This is a genomic window from Acinetobacter sp. SW-226 (assembly GCF_055632855.1).
Window position 1 is genome coordinate 2999622 of sequence record NZ_CM145752.1, and the last position, 17879, is coordinate 3017500.

General features: G+C 40.9%; 14 protein-coding genes and 1 pseudogene. 6 read left to right on the forward strand and 9 right to left on the reverse strand.

The window, feature by feature from the left end; translation table 11 throughout:
• The first annotated feature begins 6 nt into the window (after positions 1-6).
• Positions 7-456 (forward strand): VOC family protein, encoded by a 450-nt coding sequence (locus ACZ8ZH_RS14265; protein WP_119063709.1) that lies wholly within the window; start codon positions 7-9, stop codon positions 454-456.
• A 55-nt stretch (positions 457-511) separates the two neighbouring features.
• Here ACZ8ZH_RS14265 and ACZ8ZH_RS14270 read toward each other — a convergent pair whose 3' ends face one another.
• From ACZ8ZH_RS14270 to ACZ8ZH_RS14300, 7 genes and pseudogenes are all read right to left on the reverse strand, one after another.
• The gene (locus ACZ8ZH_RS14270; protein ID WP_228199429.1) at positions 512-1981 is read right to left on the reverse strand and encodes a hypothetical protein; all 1470 of its coding nucleotides are present in this window, start codon (positions 1979-1981) and stop codon (positions 512-514) included.
• Positions 1982-1990: 9 nt separating this feature from the next.
• Positions 1991-2344, reverse strand: a complete 354-nt coding sequence (locus ACZ8ZH_RS14275) for a DMT family transporter (RefSeq protein ID WP_087528269.1) — start codon at positions 2342-2344, stop codon at positions 1991-1993.
• A 105-nt stretch (positions 2345-2449) separates the two neighbouring features.
• The gene (locus ACZ8ZH_RS14280; protein WP_086208836.1) at positions 2450-2935 is read right to left on the reverse strand and encodes a DUF934 domain-containing protein; all 486 of its coding nucleotides are present in this window, start codon (positions 2933-2935) and stop codon (positions 2450-2452) included.
• The gene (locus tag ACZ8ZH_RS14285) at positions 2928-4571 is read right to left on the reverse strand and encodes a nitrite/sulfite reductase (RefSeq protein ID WP_110973889.1); all 1644 of its coding nucleotides are present in this window, start codon (positions 4569-4571) and stop codon (positions 2928-2930) included. Before ACZ8ZH_RS14285 ends, ACZ8ZH_RS14280 begins: the two co-directional genes overlap by 8 nt.
• 379 nt (positions 4572-4950) lie before the next feature.
• Positions 4951-7352 (reverse strand): annotated as a pseudogene (locus ACZ8ZH_RS14290) (glucose/quinate/shikimate family membrane-bound PQQ-dependent dehydrogenase).
• A 183-nt stretch (positions 7353-7535) separates the two neighbouring features.
• Positions 7536-8813 (reverse strand): carbohydrate porin, encoded by a 1278-nt coding sequence (locus ACZ8ZH_RS14295; RefSeq protein WP_119063707.1) that lies wholly within the window; start codon positions 8811-8813, stop codon positions 7536-7538.
• 121 nt (positions 8814-8934) lie between these two features.
• Complete coding sequence (locus ACZ8ZH_RS14300; RefSeq protein ID WP_119063706.1) at positions 8935-10053, reverse strand: CaiB/BaiF CoA transferase family protein; 1119 nt, start codon at positions 10051-10053, stop codon at positions 8935-8937.
• A gap of 211 nt (positions 10054-10264) precedes the next feature.
• On the opposite strand from ACZ8ZH_RS14300, the gene ACZ8ZH_RS14305 reads away from it, so the two are divergent.
• The 4 genes from ACZ8ZH_RS14305 (at position 10265) to ACZ8ZH_RS14320 (ending at position 15355) form a co-directional block, all read left to right on the forward strand.
• Entirely contained in the window at positions 10265-11275 is a 1011-nt protein-coding gene (locus tag ACZ8ZH_RS14305; RefSeq protein WP_086208841.1) for an AraC family transcriptional regulator, read from the forward strand.
• A 189-nt stretch (positions 11276-11464) separates the two neighbouring features.
• Positions 11465-12670 (forward strand): acetyl-CoA C-acetyltransferase, encoded by a 1206-nt coding sequence (locus ACZ8ZH_RS14310; protein WP_119063705.1) that lies wholly within the window; start codon positions 11465-11467, stop codon positions 12668-12670.
• 11 nt (positions 12671-12681) lie between these two features.
• The gene (locus ACZ8ZH_RS14315) at positions 12682-14826 is read left to right on the forward strand and encodes a 3-hydroxyacyl-CoA dehydrogenase NAD-binding domain-containing protein (RefSeq protein WP_119063704.1); all 2145 of its coding nucleotides are present in this window, start codon (positions 12682-12684) and stop codon (positions 14824-14826) included.
• A gap of 187 nt (positions 14827-15013) precedes the next feature.
• Positions 15014-15355, forward strand: a complete 342-nt coding sequence (locus tag ACZ8ZH_RS14320; protein WP_114837568.1) for a hypothetical protein — start codon at positions 15014-15016, stop codon at positions 15353-15355.
• A gap of 30 nt (positions 15356-15385) precedes the next feature.
• Here the strand turns inward: ACZ8ZH_RS14320 and ACZ8ZH_RS14325 are convergent, their stop codons facing one another.
• Both ACZ8ZH_RS14325 and ACZ8ZH_RS14330 read right to left on the reverse strand, forming a co-directional pair.
• A complete protein-coding gene (locus ACZ8ZH_RS14325; protein ID WP_119063703.1) occupies positions 15386-15820 on the reverse strand; it encodes a GNAT family N-acetyltransferase in 435 nt (144 codons plus the stop codon).
• A 58-nt stretch (positions 15821-15878) separates the two neighbouring features.
• Entirely contained in the window at positions 15879-17093 is a 1215-nt protein-coding gene (locus ACZ8ZH_RS14330; RefSeq protein ID WP_110973894.1) for a class I SAM-dependent methyltransferase, read from the reverse strand.
• A gap of 109 nt (positions 17094-17202) precedes the next feature.
• On the opposite strand from ACZ8ZH_RS14330, the gene trhA reads away from it, so the two are divergent.
• Positions 17203-17844 carry a PAQR family membrane homeostasis protein TrhA gene (gene trhA, locus ACZ8ZH_RS14335; RefSeq protein ID WP_086208847.1) on the forward strand — a complete coding sequence of 214 codons (642 nt, stop codon included), beginning with the start codon at positions 17203-17205 and terminating at the stop codon, positions 17842-17844.
• The last annotated feature ends 35 nt before the right edge of the window (positions 17845-17879 follow it).

Consider the following 17879-nt stretch of genomic DNA (forward strand, 5'->3'; position numbering starts at 1 on the left):
AAGACAATGCAACTGAATCACTACCTCAACTTTGACGGTCAAACCGAAGCCGCTTTTAATTTTTACAAATCTGTCTTTGGTGGAGAGTTTGCAACGTTCATGCGTTATGGAGATTTACCTTCAGATGAAAGTTCAGTCACCCTTTCCGAAGCTGACCAACAAAAAATCATGCATGTTTCATTACCGATTAACGAAACAACAGTGCTTATGGCATCCGACACGAATGATCAGTTTTGTGCTCAAAGCAATACTGTATTTACAGTAGGTAATAACCATTATATTTCGATCAATTTGGAAGCCCATGAGCAAGCCGACGCAAAACGTTTATTTGATGCACTTTCAATCAATGGAAAAATAGAGATGCCTCTAGAGAAAACCTTTTGGGGTGCACTCTATGGCGCATTTACTGATCAGTTTGGAATTAAATGGATGGTGAATTGCCAACTAGATGGATAATTGCATATTTGTAATAATGCAATCTCAAATTGATATTGCATTATTATTTCTCTATTTATATGTTTTCTAATATTTTACGAACTCCAATATCTTCAAAAATCTCAGGGTATTGTTTCATAAAAGTTGGTAAATGTTGTTTCACTTCATTTTTCTGAAGTACAGTCCATCTCGGTGGATAGGTTTCATAACTAAGAAATTGTAGACGACACCGTAAATGATAGTAAAAGCTCTGCTGATCTTTCTCAGTTTCTATAAATTTTTGCTGCGTAACAAACCAATAAAGCTGATCCCATAAACTATAACCTTGCGTTAAGTCTAATTTTTGCTGAAATGACAAACTTCCTTCGACTAAGCATAAATACTGTTTTAATTCATCTAAAGTAGGCTGGGTATCACAATATCCTTTTGCTTTAATAAATTGAGATGGTGACACTATTTGTTGAGTAGAATGAAAATATTCTAAATATTGATTTAGTTTGATATTTTTTTGTTTCAATGCAAATAAGACCAATGCATTTGCAACTTTTTGAGATTCCATTTTTTCAATAATATGAAAAAAATGAGGTAAATCACCTTTCCATAGAATCCATTGAAAAGCTCTAATTTTCAGCTGTTGTCGGTTTAAACTATCAATAGAATATTGAGTAAAATATTCTTTAAAATCAAATTGACATTGCCTTAAAGCAAAATATGCATAATCCATTATAGATAAATAATGACTGTGCCAAAGCTTAATTAAATCATCCGTTGTTAAAACACCTCTATGATACAAGACATCAAATAAACGATACTGCACATCTCGAAATTTTAAAGTTTGGAGTTCAATCATAAGTTCATGATTTGATTGAGTTTGAATAATAAAATCAAGCCAAAACTTACGGACTATTTGGTCTTTCGCAACTTTGCATAATTCAATCAAGTAATCATGTTCAACCCATTGGTATTTTTTGATATAAACCAACAAAATACGAGGAAGTTCTCCTTGTAATGAAATCAAGGTGTCTTGCAAATAACTTTTATTATTAGCAACCTCTTTCAATAATAATTCTTCAACTTCAGTAACAACGCGTATTCTCTTTTGTATCGCCGCAATATCTAAAAAATAATCAACACAGAGCCGACTAAATTCAGGCCTTTGACTCCACCGTTGCAAGTGTCTAGCTGCCAACTTTTGGTTAATTGGAACATAGTCACTTAACCGAAATAATAAAGCTGGAAAAAGTGCAGTCTCATAACAGTCTTGCAGTTGTTCTAATGTACTCTGACGTACATACCCATCATAACTTCTAAGCTGCCAAAGCAATTCATCTAAAGAACTTTCTTCAAGATTTTCATTTTTTATTTTTGGCATAATTACATAAGAAGATTGTTCTTCTAAACATTCAACGGACTGCTTTTCAAATACATTAGATGCATTTATATGTTGCTCAGACAAACCAAAGAGCTTTTTTAAAAAGTTTAACATTTTATTTTTTAATGAAAGAATTTTATTTTTATAACAAATTATGAAATAGCTGTCATTCACTGTCGATTATCAAACATCAATATTGGAAAATTGCGCAATAATAGTGAGCCCCACAGTAATAAAACCGATACCAAGCCATCCTGCTAGATCTATGTTTTGTCCTAAAAATGTCTTGGCCAGTAGTGCAGTGGCGATAACACCAATACCAGACCACAGCACATATAAAATGCCTGCTTGCATAAATTTTAAAGCATAGGCAGCGCATGCAAAAGAAATCATGTACAGCACTAGCGCAATGCCTTGATCCAATTTATTGACCAAGCCATTGCCTTTTGCAGAGTAAAAAGTCGAAAGCACATCTGTAGCAATAGCGATGAGTAGCCAAATGACACCAGGATTAATCTTTGCAAAGAGTGCCATCATATCCAATTTTCCTGCTTTTTTTCTTCAATTTGTTCATCAAAAATGCTGCGTATAAATACAAAAAAGCTGGACTAAAGTCCAGCTTTTCAATGCTTGCCTAAAAATTTAAGCGCCTGTTTGATAACTGGCTTGAGCAACGGCTGTTGATGCTTGATACGGATTTCTAAAATCATTTAAACCCGCTGCTGCTTCAAGAATGTCTTTGCCTTCTTTAACAACAAAGGTATCAAAGCCTGAACGTTTCATGTAGTTCAAGACATCTTTAAACACATCACCTGTTGCGCGTAGTTCGCCTTGGAAACCTTGACGGCGTAATAGCGCTGCAAATGAATAGCCACGACCATCGTTAAAACCAGCAAAATCAATAAATATGGCATCTAGCTGATCTAAAGGGAACTCATGCGTTTCAGGTGAAGCATCGACTGTCACCAGTAGTGCTTTTTTACCCGAAACTTGAGCCAATTGATCTAACTGCTCAACCGTTAAAACCACATCACCTTGTGGTAAAACACCATCTTCACCAATCACTTGGTAAGTATTGTCGGCAATCGTGCCATCTTTAGAGAGGACTTGTAGTGCTGTATTAAGCATATGCACGCTCCTTAAAGGGTTGGATGCCCACACGGCGATAAGTTTCAATGAATTCTTCACCCTCATTTCGAAGGTCAAGATAGGTATTTAAAATTTCTTCAACGATGTCTGGTACCACGTCAGCTGCAAATGATGGGCCTAAGATGTCACCAATTGAAGCATCATGGTCTGCATTACCACCCAAAGTGATTTGGTAGAACTCAGCGCCTTTTTTGTCTACACCTAAAATACCAATGTTACCTACATGGTGATGACCACATGCATTCATACAACCTGAAATATTCAGATCCAGTTTGCCGAGGTTATAAATGGTATCTAAGTCATCAAAACGGCGTGAAATCGCTTCAGAAATAGGAATTGATTTTGCATTTGCCAATGAACAGAAGTCACCGCCTGGGCAGCAGATAATATCTGTTAAGAAACCAATGTGCGCACGTGCTAGATTGTTTTTCTCAAGAATAGTCCAAAGCTCAAACAAATCTTTCTGAGGCACATCGACCAAAGAAATATTTTGCTCATGCGTGGTCCGCAATTCACCAAAGGTGTATTTGTCTGCAAGGTCTGCAATCAAATTCATTTCTTCCGTGGTCACGTCACCCGGTGCAATACCTGTACGCTTCAACGAAATCGTTACAATACGGTAGCCCTTCACTTTGTGAGCATTGGTATTGATATTGAACCACTGTTTGAATTTTGGATGCGTAGCAAACTGTTCAGAAAAATCTTCATCTGCATAATCTTGATAATCAAACGGTATAAATTCTTCGTCTAATTTCTGCAAAATTTCAGGCTGAATCTTTAAAGTTTTAATGGTATGCGCAAACTCAGCTTCGACTTTTTCAGCAAAGACTTGAGGAGTTAACGCTTTCACTAAAATTTTAATACGTGCTTTGTATTTGTTATCACGGCGACCGTGTAAGTTATAAACACGTAGTACGGCTTCTAAATAAGCAATCAGGTCTTCACGTGGCAAGAAATCACGAATGAAACTACCAATTACAGGGGTACGACCTAAGCCACCACCGACTTTAATTTTATAGCCGATCTCACCCGCTTCATTTTTAACGATATACACCCCAATATCATGGAATGAGGTCGCTGCACGATCGGTTTCTTCAAGTGCTGATACAGCAATCTTGAACTTACGTGGCAAGAAAGCAAATTCTGGGTGGAAGGTTGACCATTGACGGATCAACTCACACGTTGGACGTGGGTCAGCTACTTCACCAGCAACCACACCTGCATATTGGTCTGTAGTCGTGTTACGAATACAGTTACCTGAAGTTTGGATCGCATGCATTTGTACCGAAGCAAGCTCTTGAAGCATGTCTGGAACATTTTCTAGCGCAGGCCAGTTAAACTGAATATTCTGACGGGTTGAAACGTGTGCATAACCACGGTCAAACTCAGTTGCAAGTTCTGCAACTTTGCGCAATTGCGTTGAGTTCATTAAGCCATAAGGCACAGCAATACGTAACATTGGCGCATAGCGTTGTACATAGAGACCGTTTTGAAGGCGTAATGGGCGGTACTCATCTTCAGTGAGTTTTCCAGCTAAATAACGTTCCGTTTGGTCACGGAACTGTGCAACACGTTCATTGATCAGTTGCTGATCGAAATCAGTATATAAATACATGGCGTACAGCTAGTAGTTTCATTATAACGGCTGACAGCATAACGAGATTTAAACTATCAACAAAATGCGTTTTTTACATATTTCATAGCTGTTTTATTGATAAGGATAAGTAGATGTGCTGTTTGTCCCTAATCCTAAAGGTTTTTCTGATTAAAGTATTTTTTATTAGATACTTATACATTATTCAGCTAACCTCATTCAGGCTATCATATACACGCTAGCCCATCCATTGCTACTGCGTAAATTTTAAACCCAGCTTTCTGGACAAACCTCAATATTTTTATTCTTTCTTCCTCATCACTTTGCCCTTTTCAACTGACTGCACATAAAAATAGCCTAACGAATCAGGCTATTTTAAAGTTTAAATGGCTACAGAAGATTATTTTGCATCGGGTAAGGCATACGCCACCAAAGCATCTCCCATCTTGGTACCAAATGAACCATGACCACCCGCCATAATGACCACATACTGTTTGCCATTCGCTTCATAGGTCATTGGTGTAGCTTGACCACCCGCTGGTAAACGACCTTTCCAAAGTTCATCACCATTGGTCACGTTGATGGCACGGATATAATTATCCTGCGTACCACCGACAAACATCACATTACCCGCAGTTGAGATTGAACCACCAAGCATAGGCACCCCCATTTTAAATGGTGGCAATTGAATCCCTGGTAAGCTGTCGCGGATCGTACCAATACGACGTTTCCATGCAACTTCATGAGTATTTAAATCCACACCTGCCACAAAGCCCCAAGCAGGCTGTTTACATGGCAAGCCAAATGGAGACAAGAACGCACTGATCTCTACACCATAAGGCACACCATACATCGGTTGTACGCCCGCTTCAGTGCCTGCACCTTTGGCTGTTTTCGGACGGTTTGGATCGGCTGGAATGAGTCTAGACACAAACGGCAAACCGATTGGGTTCATCACCGCGATTTGGCGGTCAGGGTTAACAGACATACCGCCCCATTCGAATACACCCAAGTTGCCCGGGAAAACCAAAGTTCCGTTTTCTGAAGGTGGGGTATAAATACCGTCATAGTTCAGTTTGTGGAACGACACACGGCACATCAACTGGTCAAACATGGTTGCGCCCCACATTTGCTTATCCGTCAATTTCTCTTTTGGTGCAAGATCAAAATCAGAGAAAGGTTGTGTCGCAGAATAACGCTCACCTTTGGTTTGTGGCCCACGTTTCACTGTTTGTGGTACAGGTTTTTCCGTAATTGGAACAATGGCTGCACCAGTACGACGGTCTAGAACAAAGGCATTACCTGTTTTCGTTAACACGTAAATGGCAGGAACCATTTTACCTGACTTGTCTTTAATGTCCGTCAATGTCGGTTGTGATGGTACATCCATATCCCACAAATCATGATGCGTGGTTTGGAAATTCCACACCAACTTACCTGTTGAGGCATTCAGTGCCAGCATTGAGTTGGCATAACGCTCATGTAATTCGGTACGGTTACCCCCCAAATATCTGGCGTACCCACACCCGTTGGAATGTAAACGATATCCAAAGCTGCATCATAGGCTAATGGTGCCCATGCATTCGGTGAGTTTTGAACATACTTTTGACCCGGAGCTGGAATCGCGTTCGGATCTTCGGCACCTGTATCAAACACCCACAACAATGCACCCGTATTCACATCATAACCACGAATCACACCTGAAGGTTCTTCAGTTGAATAGTTATCTGTGGTTGAACCCGCAATAATAATCGTCGTGCCTGTGACCACAGGTGGTGAAGTTGGGATATAACCGCCCGGATAAGGGAATGGCATGTCTTTTTGTAAGTCGACTTCACCATTTTTACCAAAGTCCGTACAACGCTCACCAGTATCAGCATTGATGGCAACCAAACGACCATCATTCACCGGCAAGATCACTTTACGTGGGCACAACTCAGACGATGACTTTTTATGTTGCAAGCTGGCTTCAAAACCAACTGTATTGTTCGCATCATAATAAGACACGCCACGACAGGTTAAATGTTGGAAAGTATTGTCCGATTTCAACTTCGGATCAAAAGTCCATTTCGCCTTACCTGTAGCTGGGTCGAGGGCAACCAGTTTTTGGTGCGTGGTACAGATATACATATTGTCCCCAACTTTAATTGGGGTGACCTGATTGGTGGTTTCACCAGAGTCATTTTCTGTTTTAAAGTCACCTGTGTTATAGGTCCAAGCCACTTTTAAATCTTTAACATTCTCAGAATTAATTTGCGTTAAAGGAGAATAACGCAAACCAGACTGAGTACGACCATAAGCAGGCCAGTCGCCATCCGCAACACCCGGAATGGACTGTGCGGTTGCAGGTTGCTTGCTGCTCAGTTCACCTCGAATTTCTTGAGGATCATTAAATACAGCATAGATCATCACTGCAATGGTAATTGCCAATGAACCTGTTAAAGCAATTTTTGCACCTTTAGCGTTGTCAAAGCCACGTGTGACCGCTGGAATGAGTAACCATAATCCAAATAAACCAAGGATATCTAGACGTGGTGCCAAGGCAAAGAAGTCAGAACCCACTTCCCATAGGCCCCACACCACTGTACCCAAGACCAACAAGGCATAAACGATTAATGCCGTACTTTTTAATTTTTGCAGTAGAACTGCAGTCGCGATGAAGAGTAACCCTGCAATGATGTAGTACCAAGACCCACCAAGCACTGCAAGATAAATCCCTCCTATCAGCAGGACTAAACCAAAGATCACAGCAATCACAGCTGTAAAAGTTTTAAGTCCTGAACCTGAAGACGGAGTACTCATATTGACCACCTTTTTCTTAGATTCTGTTAAAAGCTCATATCATTTCAACATTGATATAAGCACCTAGACAGTTTTTAGATTTTAAGTATCTGTCCAAACGACTTATTTCAAACAGTTTTATGCTTTGAATAACCATAAACGTATTTATCAACCTTGTTGAACAAATACTTATAGATCTAGAAACTAAAATGCAGTCTGGAATTTAATTCCGCCGACCCATGCATTTTCACCATTTTTATATGCGCCCACATGGCGAATATATTGGATATTGGGACGAATGGTTAACCAGTTGGCTGCATGAATACCGTAGTAAATCTCGGCATCATATTCTTCACTTTGTAAGCCACGGGCATCAACGCTGTTATTGGCAATATTCGCCTCATTCACGTCATCATTGATGCTAATACGCCCCAAGCCAATCGCAATTTCATCTTGTGGACGTGCATCAAAAGCGCCTTTATAGACCAAACCTATGTTCTGCATGTCGCGAACCGTATTGGTGTCTGAGTCATGTAGCGTGAGATTTACAAAGCCTGTTAAACCACGTGTAGCATCATCGTGATGTGCTGTGAGTTGTTGCTTGGCAACCACCCAGCCCCCTTGTTTATGTGAAGTTTGCTGCGGGTTTTGAATATTTGTGGCGTCTGCCGAACTGTAGTAATAACCCGCACGATATTCACCGGGTAATTTTTCAGTTCCTAACTGAGGAGACCACACTACTTCAGCAGGAAGAATCGCGCCATGCGAACCATCAGTACTTAAGTTCCAGCCTTTGCCACGCTCTAAGTTTTCAGGGTTATATTCATATACCCCAACTTGTGCATATAGCTCAGGACGGATATTGTATTTAACCCGCGCAGCCCACTGACTGACAGGCCAGTTGTACCATTGGTCACCGACCCAGTTACCAACTTGAGAGCCACACAGTGCAAGATTCTGGAAATCACAATCGAAACTGTTGAAGTCTTCACCTTCACCAAAACGACCGACTTTGATGTCCAACTTTTGATCCATGAACTTTTTCTTAATCCACAAATCCGTTAAACGCCACGTTTGTCCACGTCCCCACACTTCTTGAGTAGAACTTAAATGTCCATCTAAAGCATCGGAAGTTTGAGAAAGTGAACGTCCATTACGCTCAGTAATGGTGATTTGAGCCTCAGTATCCTGCCAACCCAAAATTTTGTCTAAATCGAAGTGCGTACCAAATGCAAACTGGTCTGCATATTCAGTACCATGATTTGAAGAACGTGAAGCATCGAGTAAAGTTGCCATCTCACCCGTATAACCAAAGCTAAAATCGTAGCCTTTTTCTTGCAATGCGGTGCGTTGACCATTCCAATCACCGAGCATCCAAGGGCTTTGTACCTCGAATGCATTTGCAGCATATACAGTTTGCAGGCAACAGCTGAGTGTTAATAAACTCACCGTTAAACACCAACTTCTATTACATTTATTCATAATTGGTGACCTTTCTTACAATTTTACAACCAATTGATATGATACTTGCTATTTGTATAAAGACCCATTGTTTTTGTTAGATTATTGTTTTAAAACTGGTTAAATTATCGCTATATGATATTTACAAAGAGTCAAAACCCAAAGATTTCCCTATAAATTCATACCTTATTTTTGAACGTGAAAACTTGATTGGACAAGCTAATTGTTGTTCGCTTTTTGTACTCCCCTCTTCTAAAGGCACAGCAACAATCCATTTTCGGTCTCTTGCCAGTTGCGAATCGAGTGCTTCATCTAGCTTCAATACAGGCTCAACACAGACATCCCGTGACTGAAAAATTGCGTTCCATACAGCAAAATCTTGGGTTTTAATCTTGGCTTTTATCGCTTGTTTCACCACCTGACAGTCGTCAGTTGCCAGTGAGGCGCCTTTTTCAGCCACAATGGGCAACTCTAAAATTTCTGCCAGTCCATGTAAAAACTGTGGCTCTAAACTCCCAATCGACAAATAGCGACCATCTTGCGTTTCATAATAGTCATAAAAAGTCGCACCATTGAGATAGCTTTGCTCCGGCCCTTGCTTTTCCTGTCCTGCTAAGCTCGCCGCTGCAGCCATGCTACTGAGCCCCACCACACAGTCAGTCATAGAGATATCAATATACTGCCCTATGCCACTACGCTGCCTTTCGATCACAGCTGCGAGTATTCCTATCACGCTATGTAATGACCCGCCTGCAATATCCGCAATTTGAATTCCCAAAGGAGGAGGACCACTGTGCTGTCGGCCGCTATGTCCTGCGATCCCAGACAAAGCCACATAGTTGATATCGTGCCCTGCTTTATTTTGATATAAACCTGTTTGCCCATAACCCGTAATGGAACAATAGATCAAGCGCGGATTAATTGCAGATAAAGTTTGATAGTCAAGTCCCAGTCTTTGCATTACCCCCGGGCGGAATTGCTCAATCACAATGTCATAGTCTAAAATTTTCGACTTGATCAGTTCAATATTGGCAGGATCTTTTAAATCCAGTGCTACAGAATGCTTATTTCGGTTGAGATAACTGTGTGCTGTGGCCTGCCCATTGGCATAAGGTGGCATTAAACGGATCAGATCAGGTCGAGTTGGAGACTCGATGTGGATCACTTCTGCACCTAAGTCTGCCAAATACATTGTTGCAAACGGTCCCGGTAAAAGTGTAGAAAAATCGAGAACTTTCAATCCTTTCAATGCCATATCCATGCTACTTTTTACTCTTTTTATGTTGATTTTTTAGCTATTTTAGAAATATAAAAGCAACAAAACAATGTCATGTTCAGCCATTTACCTTGATCATTTCGGCAATTTAACATGTAAAAAGGCAAAAAACTTTAGTGTAAATTGCCTAAACTTATTTTTTTAGCGTCATTTAGGTCAAACGCAAGTGAATATAAAAGAGACTGAAGGATTAAATATGAGCCGTGATACCATTAGTATCCATTTCGTCAATGCGGCTTTAACTGGCGTAAAACGTCTCGGCATGGATGTCGAAACATTACTTTCTCACGTTGGCATTGAGGCAGAACTGCTGCGTCAGCCTAAAGCCCGTATTTCTCCAGAACAATATACTCGCTTCGTTAAAATGTTATGGATGGTCACCCAAGACGAACATGTTGGTTTTGACAAACAACCACGTCGTCTAGGTACATTTGCCATCATGTGCCAGTTGATTATTCATGCCAAGACCTTAGGGGATGCTTTAGAACTGTCTTCACAGTTTTATAAGCTCTTTGGTGATGAATGGTCTGTGACATTAGAGCGCGACAAGCACGAAGCGCGTCTCGTTCCCCAGATTCCAAAATCAATGGACCCAGATCACTTTATCACTGAAAGTATGTTGATGATTTGGCATGGTCTTGCTTCTTGGTTGATTGAACGTCGTTTACCCCTGGAACGTGTACATTTTGGCTATGAACGTCCTGCACATGCAGATGAATATGATGCCTTATTCTTCGCACCTGTGATGCAGTTCGATATGCCGCGTACCGAAATCACTTTTGCCGCAGATTATTTGGACTTACCAATTCGTCAGAATGAAGAAACGTTAGAAGAGTTCTTAAAAGCCGCTCCTGCACAGTTGTTAGTGAAATTTAAAAACACCAACTCCCTCACTTCACGTATTCGTGATGTGTTGAAAAGTCAAATTGGTGAGGAAATGCCAACCCTGAACGATGTGGCTTCCATGTTGTATTTATCTCCTCAAACGTTGCGTCGTCGCTTAGCGGCTGAAGGTAAAAGTTACCAAGGCGTGAAAGATGCATTACGTCGTGATGCCGCGATTCACCTGCTGTTAAATCCGGGTTTGACGTTGGAAGATGTGGCACAACAAGTGGGCTTTAGTGAAACCAGCACCTTCCACCGTGCCTTTAAAAAATGGACAGGCGTCACACCTGGTTTATATCGCCAACTACACGGTTATCACTAATTTTTTAGTTTGACGACGGTTCGGCACATTGCTAAACCCAAGATTTCGATCTTGGGTTTTTTTATGCCCTAAACTCAGGCTATTGGCAAAAATCTTCATCTAGCCTGACCCGTTCTAGTCATTGCATCACGGCGATTAATTTGTACACTCAAGGACATAACAACTTAAAAGTCATAAAAAGGAACAGCTATGAGCGAGGCTTATATCATTGACGCCATTCGCACACCACGCGGAAAAGGAAAGAAAGATGGTTCATTGTATGAAGTAAAACCGATTACTTTACTCACCATATTATTGAATGAACTCAAAGATCGTCATCATTTAGATACGTCTAAGGTAGATGATATTGTCTTAGGTTGTGTCACACCAATAGCTGATCAAGGTGGTGATATTGCGAAAACTGCAGCAATTGCAGCAGGTTGGGACAATGATGTTGCGGGTGTGCAAATCAATCGCTTTTGTGCGTCAGGTTTAGAAGCAGTCAATATGGCTGCGCAAAAAGTACGTTCAGGTTGGGAAGATGTGGTTGTTGCTGGTGGCGTAGAGTCGATGTCACGTATTCCAATGGGGTCCGATGGTGGCCCGTGGGCATTAGACCCTGAAACTAATTTAAAATCACATTTTGTTCCGCAAGGGATTGGTGCTGATTTAATTGCAACATTGGATGGTTATACGCGCTCAGATGTTGATGGTTTTGCAGCAAATTCTCAGCGTAAAGCGGCGGCGGCGCAAGCTGCAGGTTATTTTAATCAGTCTGTGGTTGCCATCAAAGACAAAGCCGGCGTGACCATTTTAGACCAAGATGAATTTATTAAACCAACCACGACAGCAGAAGGTTTAGCAAAACTCAATCCAAGTTTTGAAATGATGGGTGCAATGGGGTTTGATGCGATTGCATTACAACAATATCCAGAAGCGCAAAAAATTAACCATGTGCATCACGCAGGAAACTCATCAGGTATTGTCGATGGTGCAGCACTTGTATTGCTTGCTTCCGAGAAAGCGGTCAAAGAACAAGGTTTAAAACCACGTGCCAAAGTATTAGCGACAGCATTGGTCGGTTCGGATCCAACCATTATGCTGACTGGGCCGGCACCTGCTGCTCGTAAAGCATTGGCAAAAGCAGGCTTAACGATTGACGATATTGATCTATTTGAAGTCAATGAGGCCTTTGCATCTGTGGTGATGCGTTTTATGACAGAATTAAAAGTGCCAAGCGATAAAGTCAATGTAAATGGTGGCGCAATTGCGATGGGGCATCCATTGGGTGCGACGGGTGCGATGATCCTTGGAACCTTACTGGATGAATTAGAGCGTCAAGGTAAAAAGCGTGGCTTGGCAACATTATGTGTGGGTGGTGGCATGGGTATTGCGACCATTATTGAGTTGGTATAAGGAGAATAATAATGAGCGCAATTCAATATTTAAAAAATGACGATGGCATTATTATTCTAACTTTAGATTCCCCGAATCAATCAGCAAATACTATGAATGCGGATTTCCGTGTAGCTTTAGAAAATATTGTTTCTAAACTGAAATCTGAAACGTCAATTACTGGGATTATTTTCCGTTCAGCGAAGAAAACTTTCTTTGCAGGCGGTGATTTAGATGAATTGATTCAAGCACGACCTGAAGATGCTACGCCTTTTTTTGAAATGATTCAGAAAATGAAAGCCGAGTTCCGTTATATCGAAACTTTAGGTGTACCTGTTGTAGCTGCATTGAATGGTACGGCTTTGGGTGGCGGTTGGGAAATTGCTTTAGGCTGTCATGCACGTATCGCATTGAATGATCCTAAAACAAAATTTGGTTTACCAGAAGTGACTTTAGGTCTACTGCCAGGTGGTGGTGGTATTGTACGTATGGTACGCCTTTTAGGTTTACAAAATGCTTTTCCATTCTTGATGGAAGGTAAGCAGTTTGGTGTGGATAAAGCGAAATCATTAAGTTTAATCCAAGACACGGCGGAAACACCTGAAGAATTGATGGATAAAGCGATTGCTTGGGTGAAAGCACATCCCCCATCCACAAAAGCATCACAACAGCCGTTTGATGTGAAAGGCTATAAGATCCCAGGTGGTGATCCTAAAACACCTGCGGTTGCGCAAATTCTTGCGATTGCTCCAGCAATGTTACGTGATAAAACCAAAGGATGTTATCCAGCGCCTGAAGCCATCATGGCGGCTGCGGTTGAAGGTGCACAGGTGGATGTGGATACGGCACTGACCATTGAATCTCGTTATTTTACCTATCTTGCGACAGGTCAAATTTCAAAAAATATGATTGGTACTTTTTGGCATGGATTAAATGCAATTAAAGCAGGTGCGAGCCGTCCTAAAGATGTTGCAAAATGGCAAGCAACAAAAGTGGGTGTACTTGGTGCTGGAATGATGGGAGCAGGGATCGCTTATTCAACAGCAATCAAAGGTATTCCTGTTGTACTCAAAGATATTTCTGTTGAAAATGCAGAAAAAGGGAAAGCCTATAGCCAAAAACTGCTAGATAAAAAAGTATCACAAGGACGTATGACCGCTGAAAAGCGTGATCAGGTTTTAAGCTTGATTACCGCAACGGCATCTGCCGAGGATTTAAAAGGCTGCGATTTAATGATTGAAGCTGTATTTGAAAATCAAGAACTCAAAGCTAAAGTCACTCAAGAAGCTGAGACTTTCCTTGCTGAAGGCGGAGTGATGGCTTCAAATACCTCGACATTACCGATTACTGGTTTGGCAAAAGCTTCGAAAGATCAGGCAAATTTTATTGGCCTACATTTTTTTAGCCCAGTTGATAAAATGCAATTGGTTGAAATCATTAAAGGCAAAAACACTTCTGCTGAAACTTTAGCGAAAGCCTATGACTATGTACAGCAAATTGGTAAAACCCCGATTGTTGTGAATGATAGACGTGGCTTCTTCACCAGTCGTGTATTTGGTACTTTTGTTCAGGAAGGCTTACGTTTACTGCATGAGGGCGTACACCCAGCTCGTATTGAAATGGCGGCACTCAAAGCAGGCATGCCCGTTGGCCCACTAGCCATTCAAGATGAAGTTGCATTAACCCTTTCTGAACATGTTGCCAATGAAACGCGTAAGGCATTGCAGGCCGAGGGTAAAGATTTACCACGCTCAGGTGCAGATGATGTGATTCAAACCATGATTCATGAATTCGGTCGTAAAGGGAAAGCTGCTGGCGCAGGTTTTTATGATTATCCTGAAAGTGGTAAGAAACAGCTTTGGGAGGGCTTGAGCCATTGGAAAAAAGAGATTGATATTTCTGAACAAGAAATGATAGACCGCTTCTTGTTTGTACAATCGCTAGATACGTTACGTTGTTATGAAGAAAATGTCCTTGAGTCTGTAATTGATGCCAATATCGGTTCGATCTTTGCGATTGGCTTTGCGCCGTGGACAGGGGGAGCAATTCAGTTTTTAAATCAATATGGTTTAGACAAAGCGTTGCAACGTGCCAATCAGCTTGAAGCGAAATACGGTGAGCGTTTTAAAGCACCGCAATTACTCATTCAATCATTGCCATCTGGGCAAATCCATTAAAATGCTGACTTAAAAATCAGGGATCCATAGATCCCTTTTTTTATTCTCTTGGAGAAACCAATTAAAATACTGATTCATCTTTTAATTTTGACCTATCTTAGTGCATTATTTTCACGCCCGAACTCATTTTTTGTGTTATAAAGTTACATCGTTTTAGATTTATTATTATTCAATTGGGCTGTTGCACATGACTGACAATACTTCTCCTGAAAAATCACCATGGGGTTGGAAAGCACTGATCATTGCTTTCATTTTAAGCGGATTTTTCTTAGGTTTCTTCTACCTTGCAGTAACCAATGAACCTGACTATATGCCAAGTCAGCAAGCTAAACAGAACACTCAACAACATGCTTTTAAAAATGCACCAGCTATGTCTGAAGAGTCAATGGCAAAAGCGCAGGCTGATAAAGTAGCGCGTGAAACAAGCAATCAAGCTGCTTCTGAAAATACAACCGAACATGCAACGGCTGAAGAACATAGTATGAGTGCCGATGAACATGCGCAGATGTCTTCTGAACATAGTCACTAATCTACGTTAAAAAGAAAAAGCCCTGATGAATCAGGGCTTTTTCATAGACGATAAACGCATATCAATATGTGGAATACCACAGTCTAAATACACCTCACCCTCTTGTACAAAACCCAAAGCCTGATAAAACGCTTGTGCATGTACTTGAGAAGACAACACTAAAAATGGACGCTGTTGCTGTTGGGCGTATGCGATCACAGCCTGCATCAAAACCTGACCTATACCCAAACCTCGATGCGACTTTAAAACAGCAACACGACCAATACTATGATTCTGTAATAGCCTTGCCGTGGCGATAGCTTGATCTTGTTCATAGACGACAAAATGAACTGCAATTTCATCTTGCTCATCCCATTCATCTTCAGCAGCAATGCTTTGCTCTTGAATAAAGACCTGCTCACGAATCATTTTCGCAGCCTGTTGCAACTCATCCCATGTTCCGTGCGTAATTCTCAAACTTGGCATTTTCATTTCCCTATAAATCATCTCTGTATTGATCATTGCAGTAACAGTGATGTTCCGATCAACACTTACACCCAACACCTTGCTGATCCCATTGATCATTCAACAACAGTTCCAGTGAATGCTTTTGAATGCCATACATCTCTTTCAAGGCTTGAATTTGTGCCAAGACAGCAACATCGGGCGCTTGATAATCCCTACGCTTGGTTGCCAAAATCATTTTATTCTTACTGGTATGCTCAAGTGCCACAAACTCAAACACTTTGGTTTCATAGCCATAGGCTTTGAGTAATAAGGCACGAATAGTATCGGTCAGCATTTCAGCTTGCTGACCTGCATGAATGCCAAATTGCAACATGGGTTGTAATACAAGCGGAGCTTTCAACTGTGGACGTAATTCTTTATGACAACACGGCGCACACATGATCATTTCGGCATTTAAACGAATGCCCGTATGGATCGCAAAGTCAGTCGCTACATCGCACGCATGCAGCGCAATCATCACATCGAGACGTTCAGGTTGGTAAGTTCGAACATCGCCCTGAAAAAAATCAAGTTGTTGAAAATCCGACTTGTGTGCAACCTCCTGACAGAATTCCACCATCTTGCTGTTGAGCTCAACCCCAGTCACAAAAGGATTCAGATCTTGCTTTAGCAAATAATCATACAAAGCAAAAGTTAAGTAGCCTTTTCCAGAGCCAAAATCGACCACACGTAGTTGTTCAGGCAGTTGAATATGACTTAAAGCTCCTGAGAAAATTTCAACAAATTTATTAATCTGTTTCCACTTACGCGCCATACTAGGAATGATGTGCGCTTTTGCATCGGTAATGCCAAGCGGCTGTAAGAAATAACTGTCTTGATCGACAAAACGCTGCTTGATTCGATCATGTCCTTGCTGCTCTGCTACTTTAGCCTGCGTTTTATTTTTACTTTGGGTCAGCATGGCTTTCTTCTTGTTCTTTTTCAGTTGAAACTCTTGTTCAGTCGTCATCAAATTGGCTTGTTTACACTGTGCCAAAAGTTCAGTCACCGTTTCAAGTGCCAGATCTAAGGAATAGTTTTTAGTGACATCTTGAGTTTTATAACGATATAAACAACTCAATACTGACTGACCTTGCACAGTCACTACCCGAAATGTCATTTTTTCTAATTGTTGCATTTCCCCCTGATACTGGCTCAAAATCATCCGATCAAAACATTGAGATTCAAGCGCTTGCTGAAAGGCTTGCAGGAATTGCTGCTCTTGTATAGAGGAAGACACCGAAGTGGTCATAATAGAAACCAGAAAAAGAATTGCGATTAAATTTTAAAGCGTCTTACGCTAAATGCAAATTTGAATTACGATACAGTTGTATATTTTATAAAAACAAGCACGATTGCCTATGAACGCTCATCCAGTTGCAAACTACGATCCTGTCGAAGAACGAATCAATTTCATTAGCCATGCTATTGGTGCAGCTCTTGCACTCATAGCAGGAATATTATTGATTATCAAAGGGTCTTACTTAGAAACAGCGCAATGGATCGGGCTGTGGGTCTATGCTTTGAGCCTATTTTTATTGTTCGCCGCATCAAGCTTATATCATTTTGCCGAATCACCTGAGCGTCGAGGCTGGTATAAAAAATTAGATCACACCGCCATTTATTATCTAATTGCGGGCACCTATACCCCATTTTTGTCTATCGCACTACCCACACAAAAAGCACATTACCTGCTCATTGCACTTTGGGTGATTGCACTCATTGGCACACTATTCAAGTTAGTTTTCATCCATCGCTTTGAAAAAATCTCACTGATTGCCTATCTACTTATGGGATGGATGGCTGTGTTGGTTATGGATGATATGCAACGCTTTTTATCTAAACAAGCACTCACTTTTTTAATCATTGGTGGACTTTCCTACACCATCGGTGCATTGTTTTATGCGCTAAAAAAGGTAAGATACACTCACGCTATCTGGCATATTTTTGTATTGATCGGTGCAGGATCACATTTCTTGTCTATCTATCTTTACGTGATATAACCCGCACCTACTACATTTTTTAGCAACCCTAATCC

Excerpts from the sequence above, each read along its gene's own strand:
- ACZ8ZH_RS14265 (WP_119063709.1), top strand. The coding sequence starts at position 7 with ATGCAACTGAATCACTACCTCAACTTTGACGGTCAAACCGAAGCCGCT.
- ACZ8ZH_RS14275 (WP_087528269.1), bottom strand. The coding sequence starts at position 2,344 with ATGATGGCACTCTTTGCAAAGATTAATCCTGGTGTCATTTGGCTACTC.
- ACZ8ZH_RS14280 (WP_086208836.1), bottom strand. The coding sequence starts at position 2,935 with ATGCTTAATACAGCACTACAAGTCCTCTCTAAAGATGGCACGATTGCC.
- ACZ8ZH_RS14285 (WP_110973889.1), bottom strand. The coding sequence starts at position 4,571 with ATGTATTTATATACTGATTTCGATCAGCAACTGATCAATGAACGTGTT.
- ACZ8ZH_RS14295 (WP_119063707.1), bottom strand. The coding sequence starts at position 8,813 with ATGAATAAATGTAATAGAAGTTGGTGTTTAACGGTGAGTTTATTAACA.
- ACZ8ZH_RS14300 (WP_119063706.1), bottom strand. The coding sequence starts at position 10,053 with ATGGATATGGCATTGAAAGGATTGAAAGTTCTCGATTTTTCTACACTT.
- ACZ8ZH_RS14305 (WP_086208841.1), top strand. The coding sequence starts at position 10,265 with ATGAGCCGTGATACCATTAGTATCCATTTCGTCAATGCGGCTTTAACT.
- ACZ8ZH_RS14310 (WP_119063705.1), top strand. The coding sequence starts at position 11,465 with ATGAGCGAGGCTTATATCATTGACGCCATTCGCACACCACGCGGAAAA.
- ACZ8ZH_RS14315 (WP_119063704.1), top strand. The coding sequence starts at position 12,682 with ATGAGCGCAATTCAATATTTAAAAAATGACGATGGCATTATTATTCTA.
- ACZ8ZH_RS14320 (WP_114837568.1), top strand. The coding sequence starts at position 15,014 with ATGACTGACAATACTTCTCCTGAAAAATCACCATGGGGTTGGAAAGCA.
- ACZ8ZH_RS14325 (WP_119063703.1), bottom strand. The coding sequence starts at position 15,820 with ATGCCAAGTTTGAGAATTACGCACGGAACATGGGATGAGTTGCAACAG.
- ACZ8ZH_RS14330 (WP_110973894.1), bottom strand. The coding sequence starts at position 17,093 with ATGACCACTTCGGTGTCTTCCTCTATACAAGAGCAGCAATTCCTGCAA.
- trhA (WP_086208847.1), top strand. The coding sequence starts at position 17,203 with ATGAACGCTCATCCAGTTGCAAACTACGATCCTGTCGAAGAACGAATC.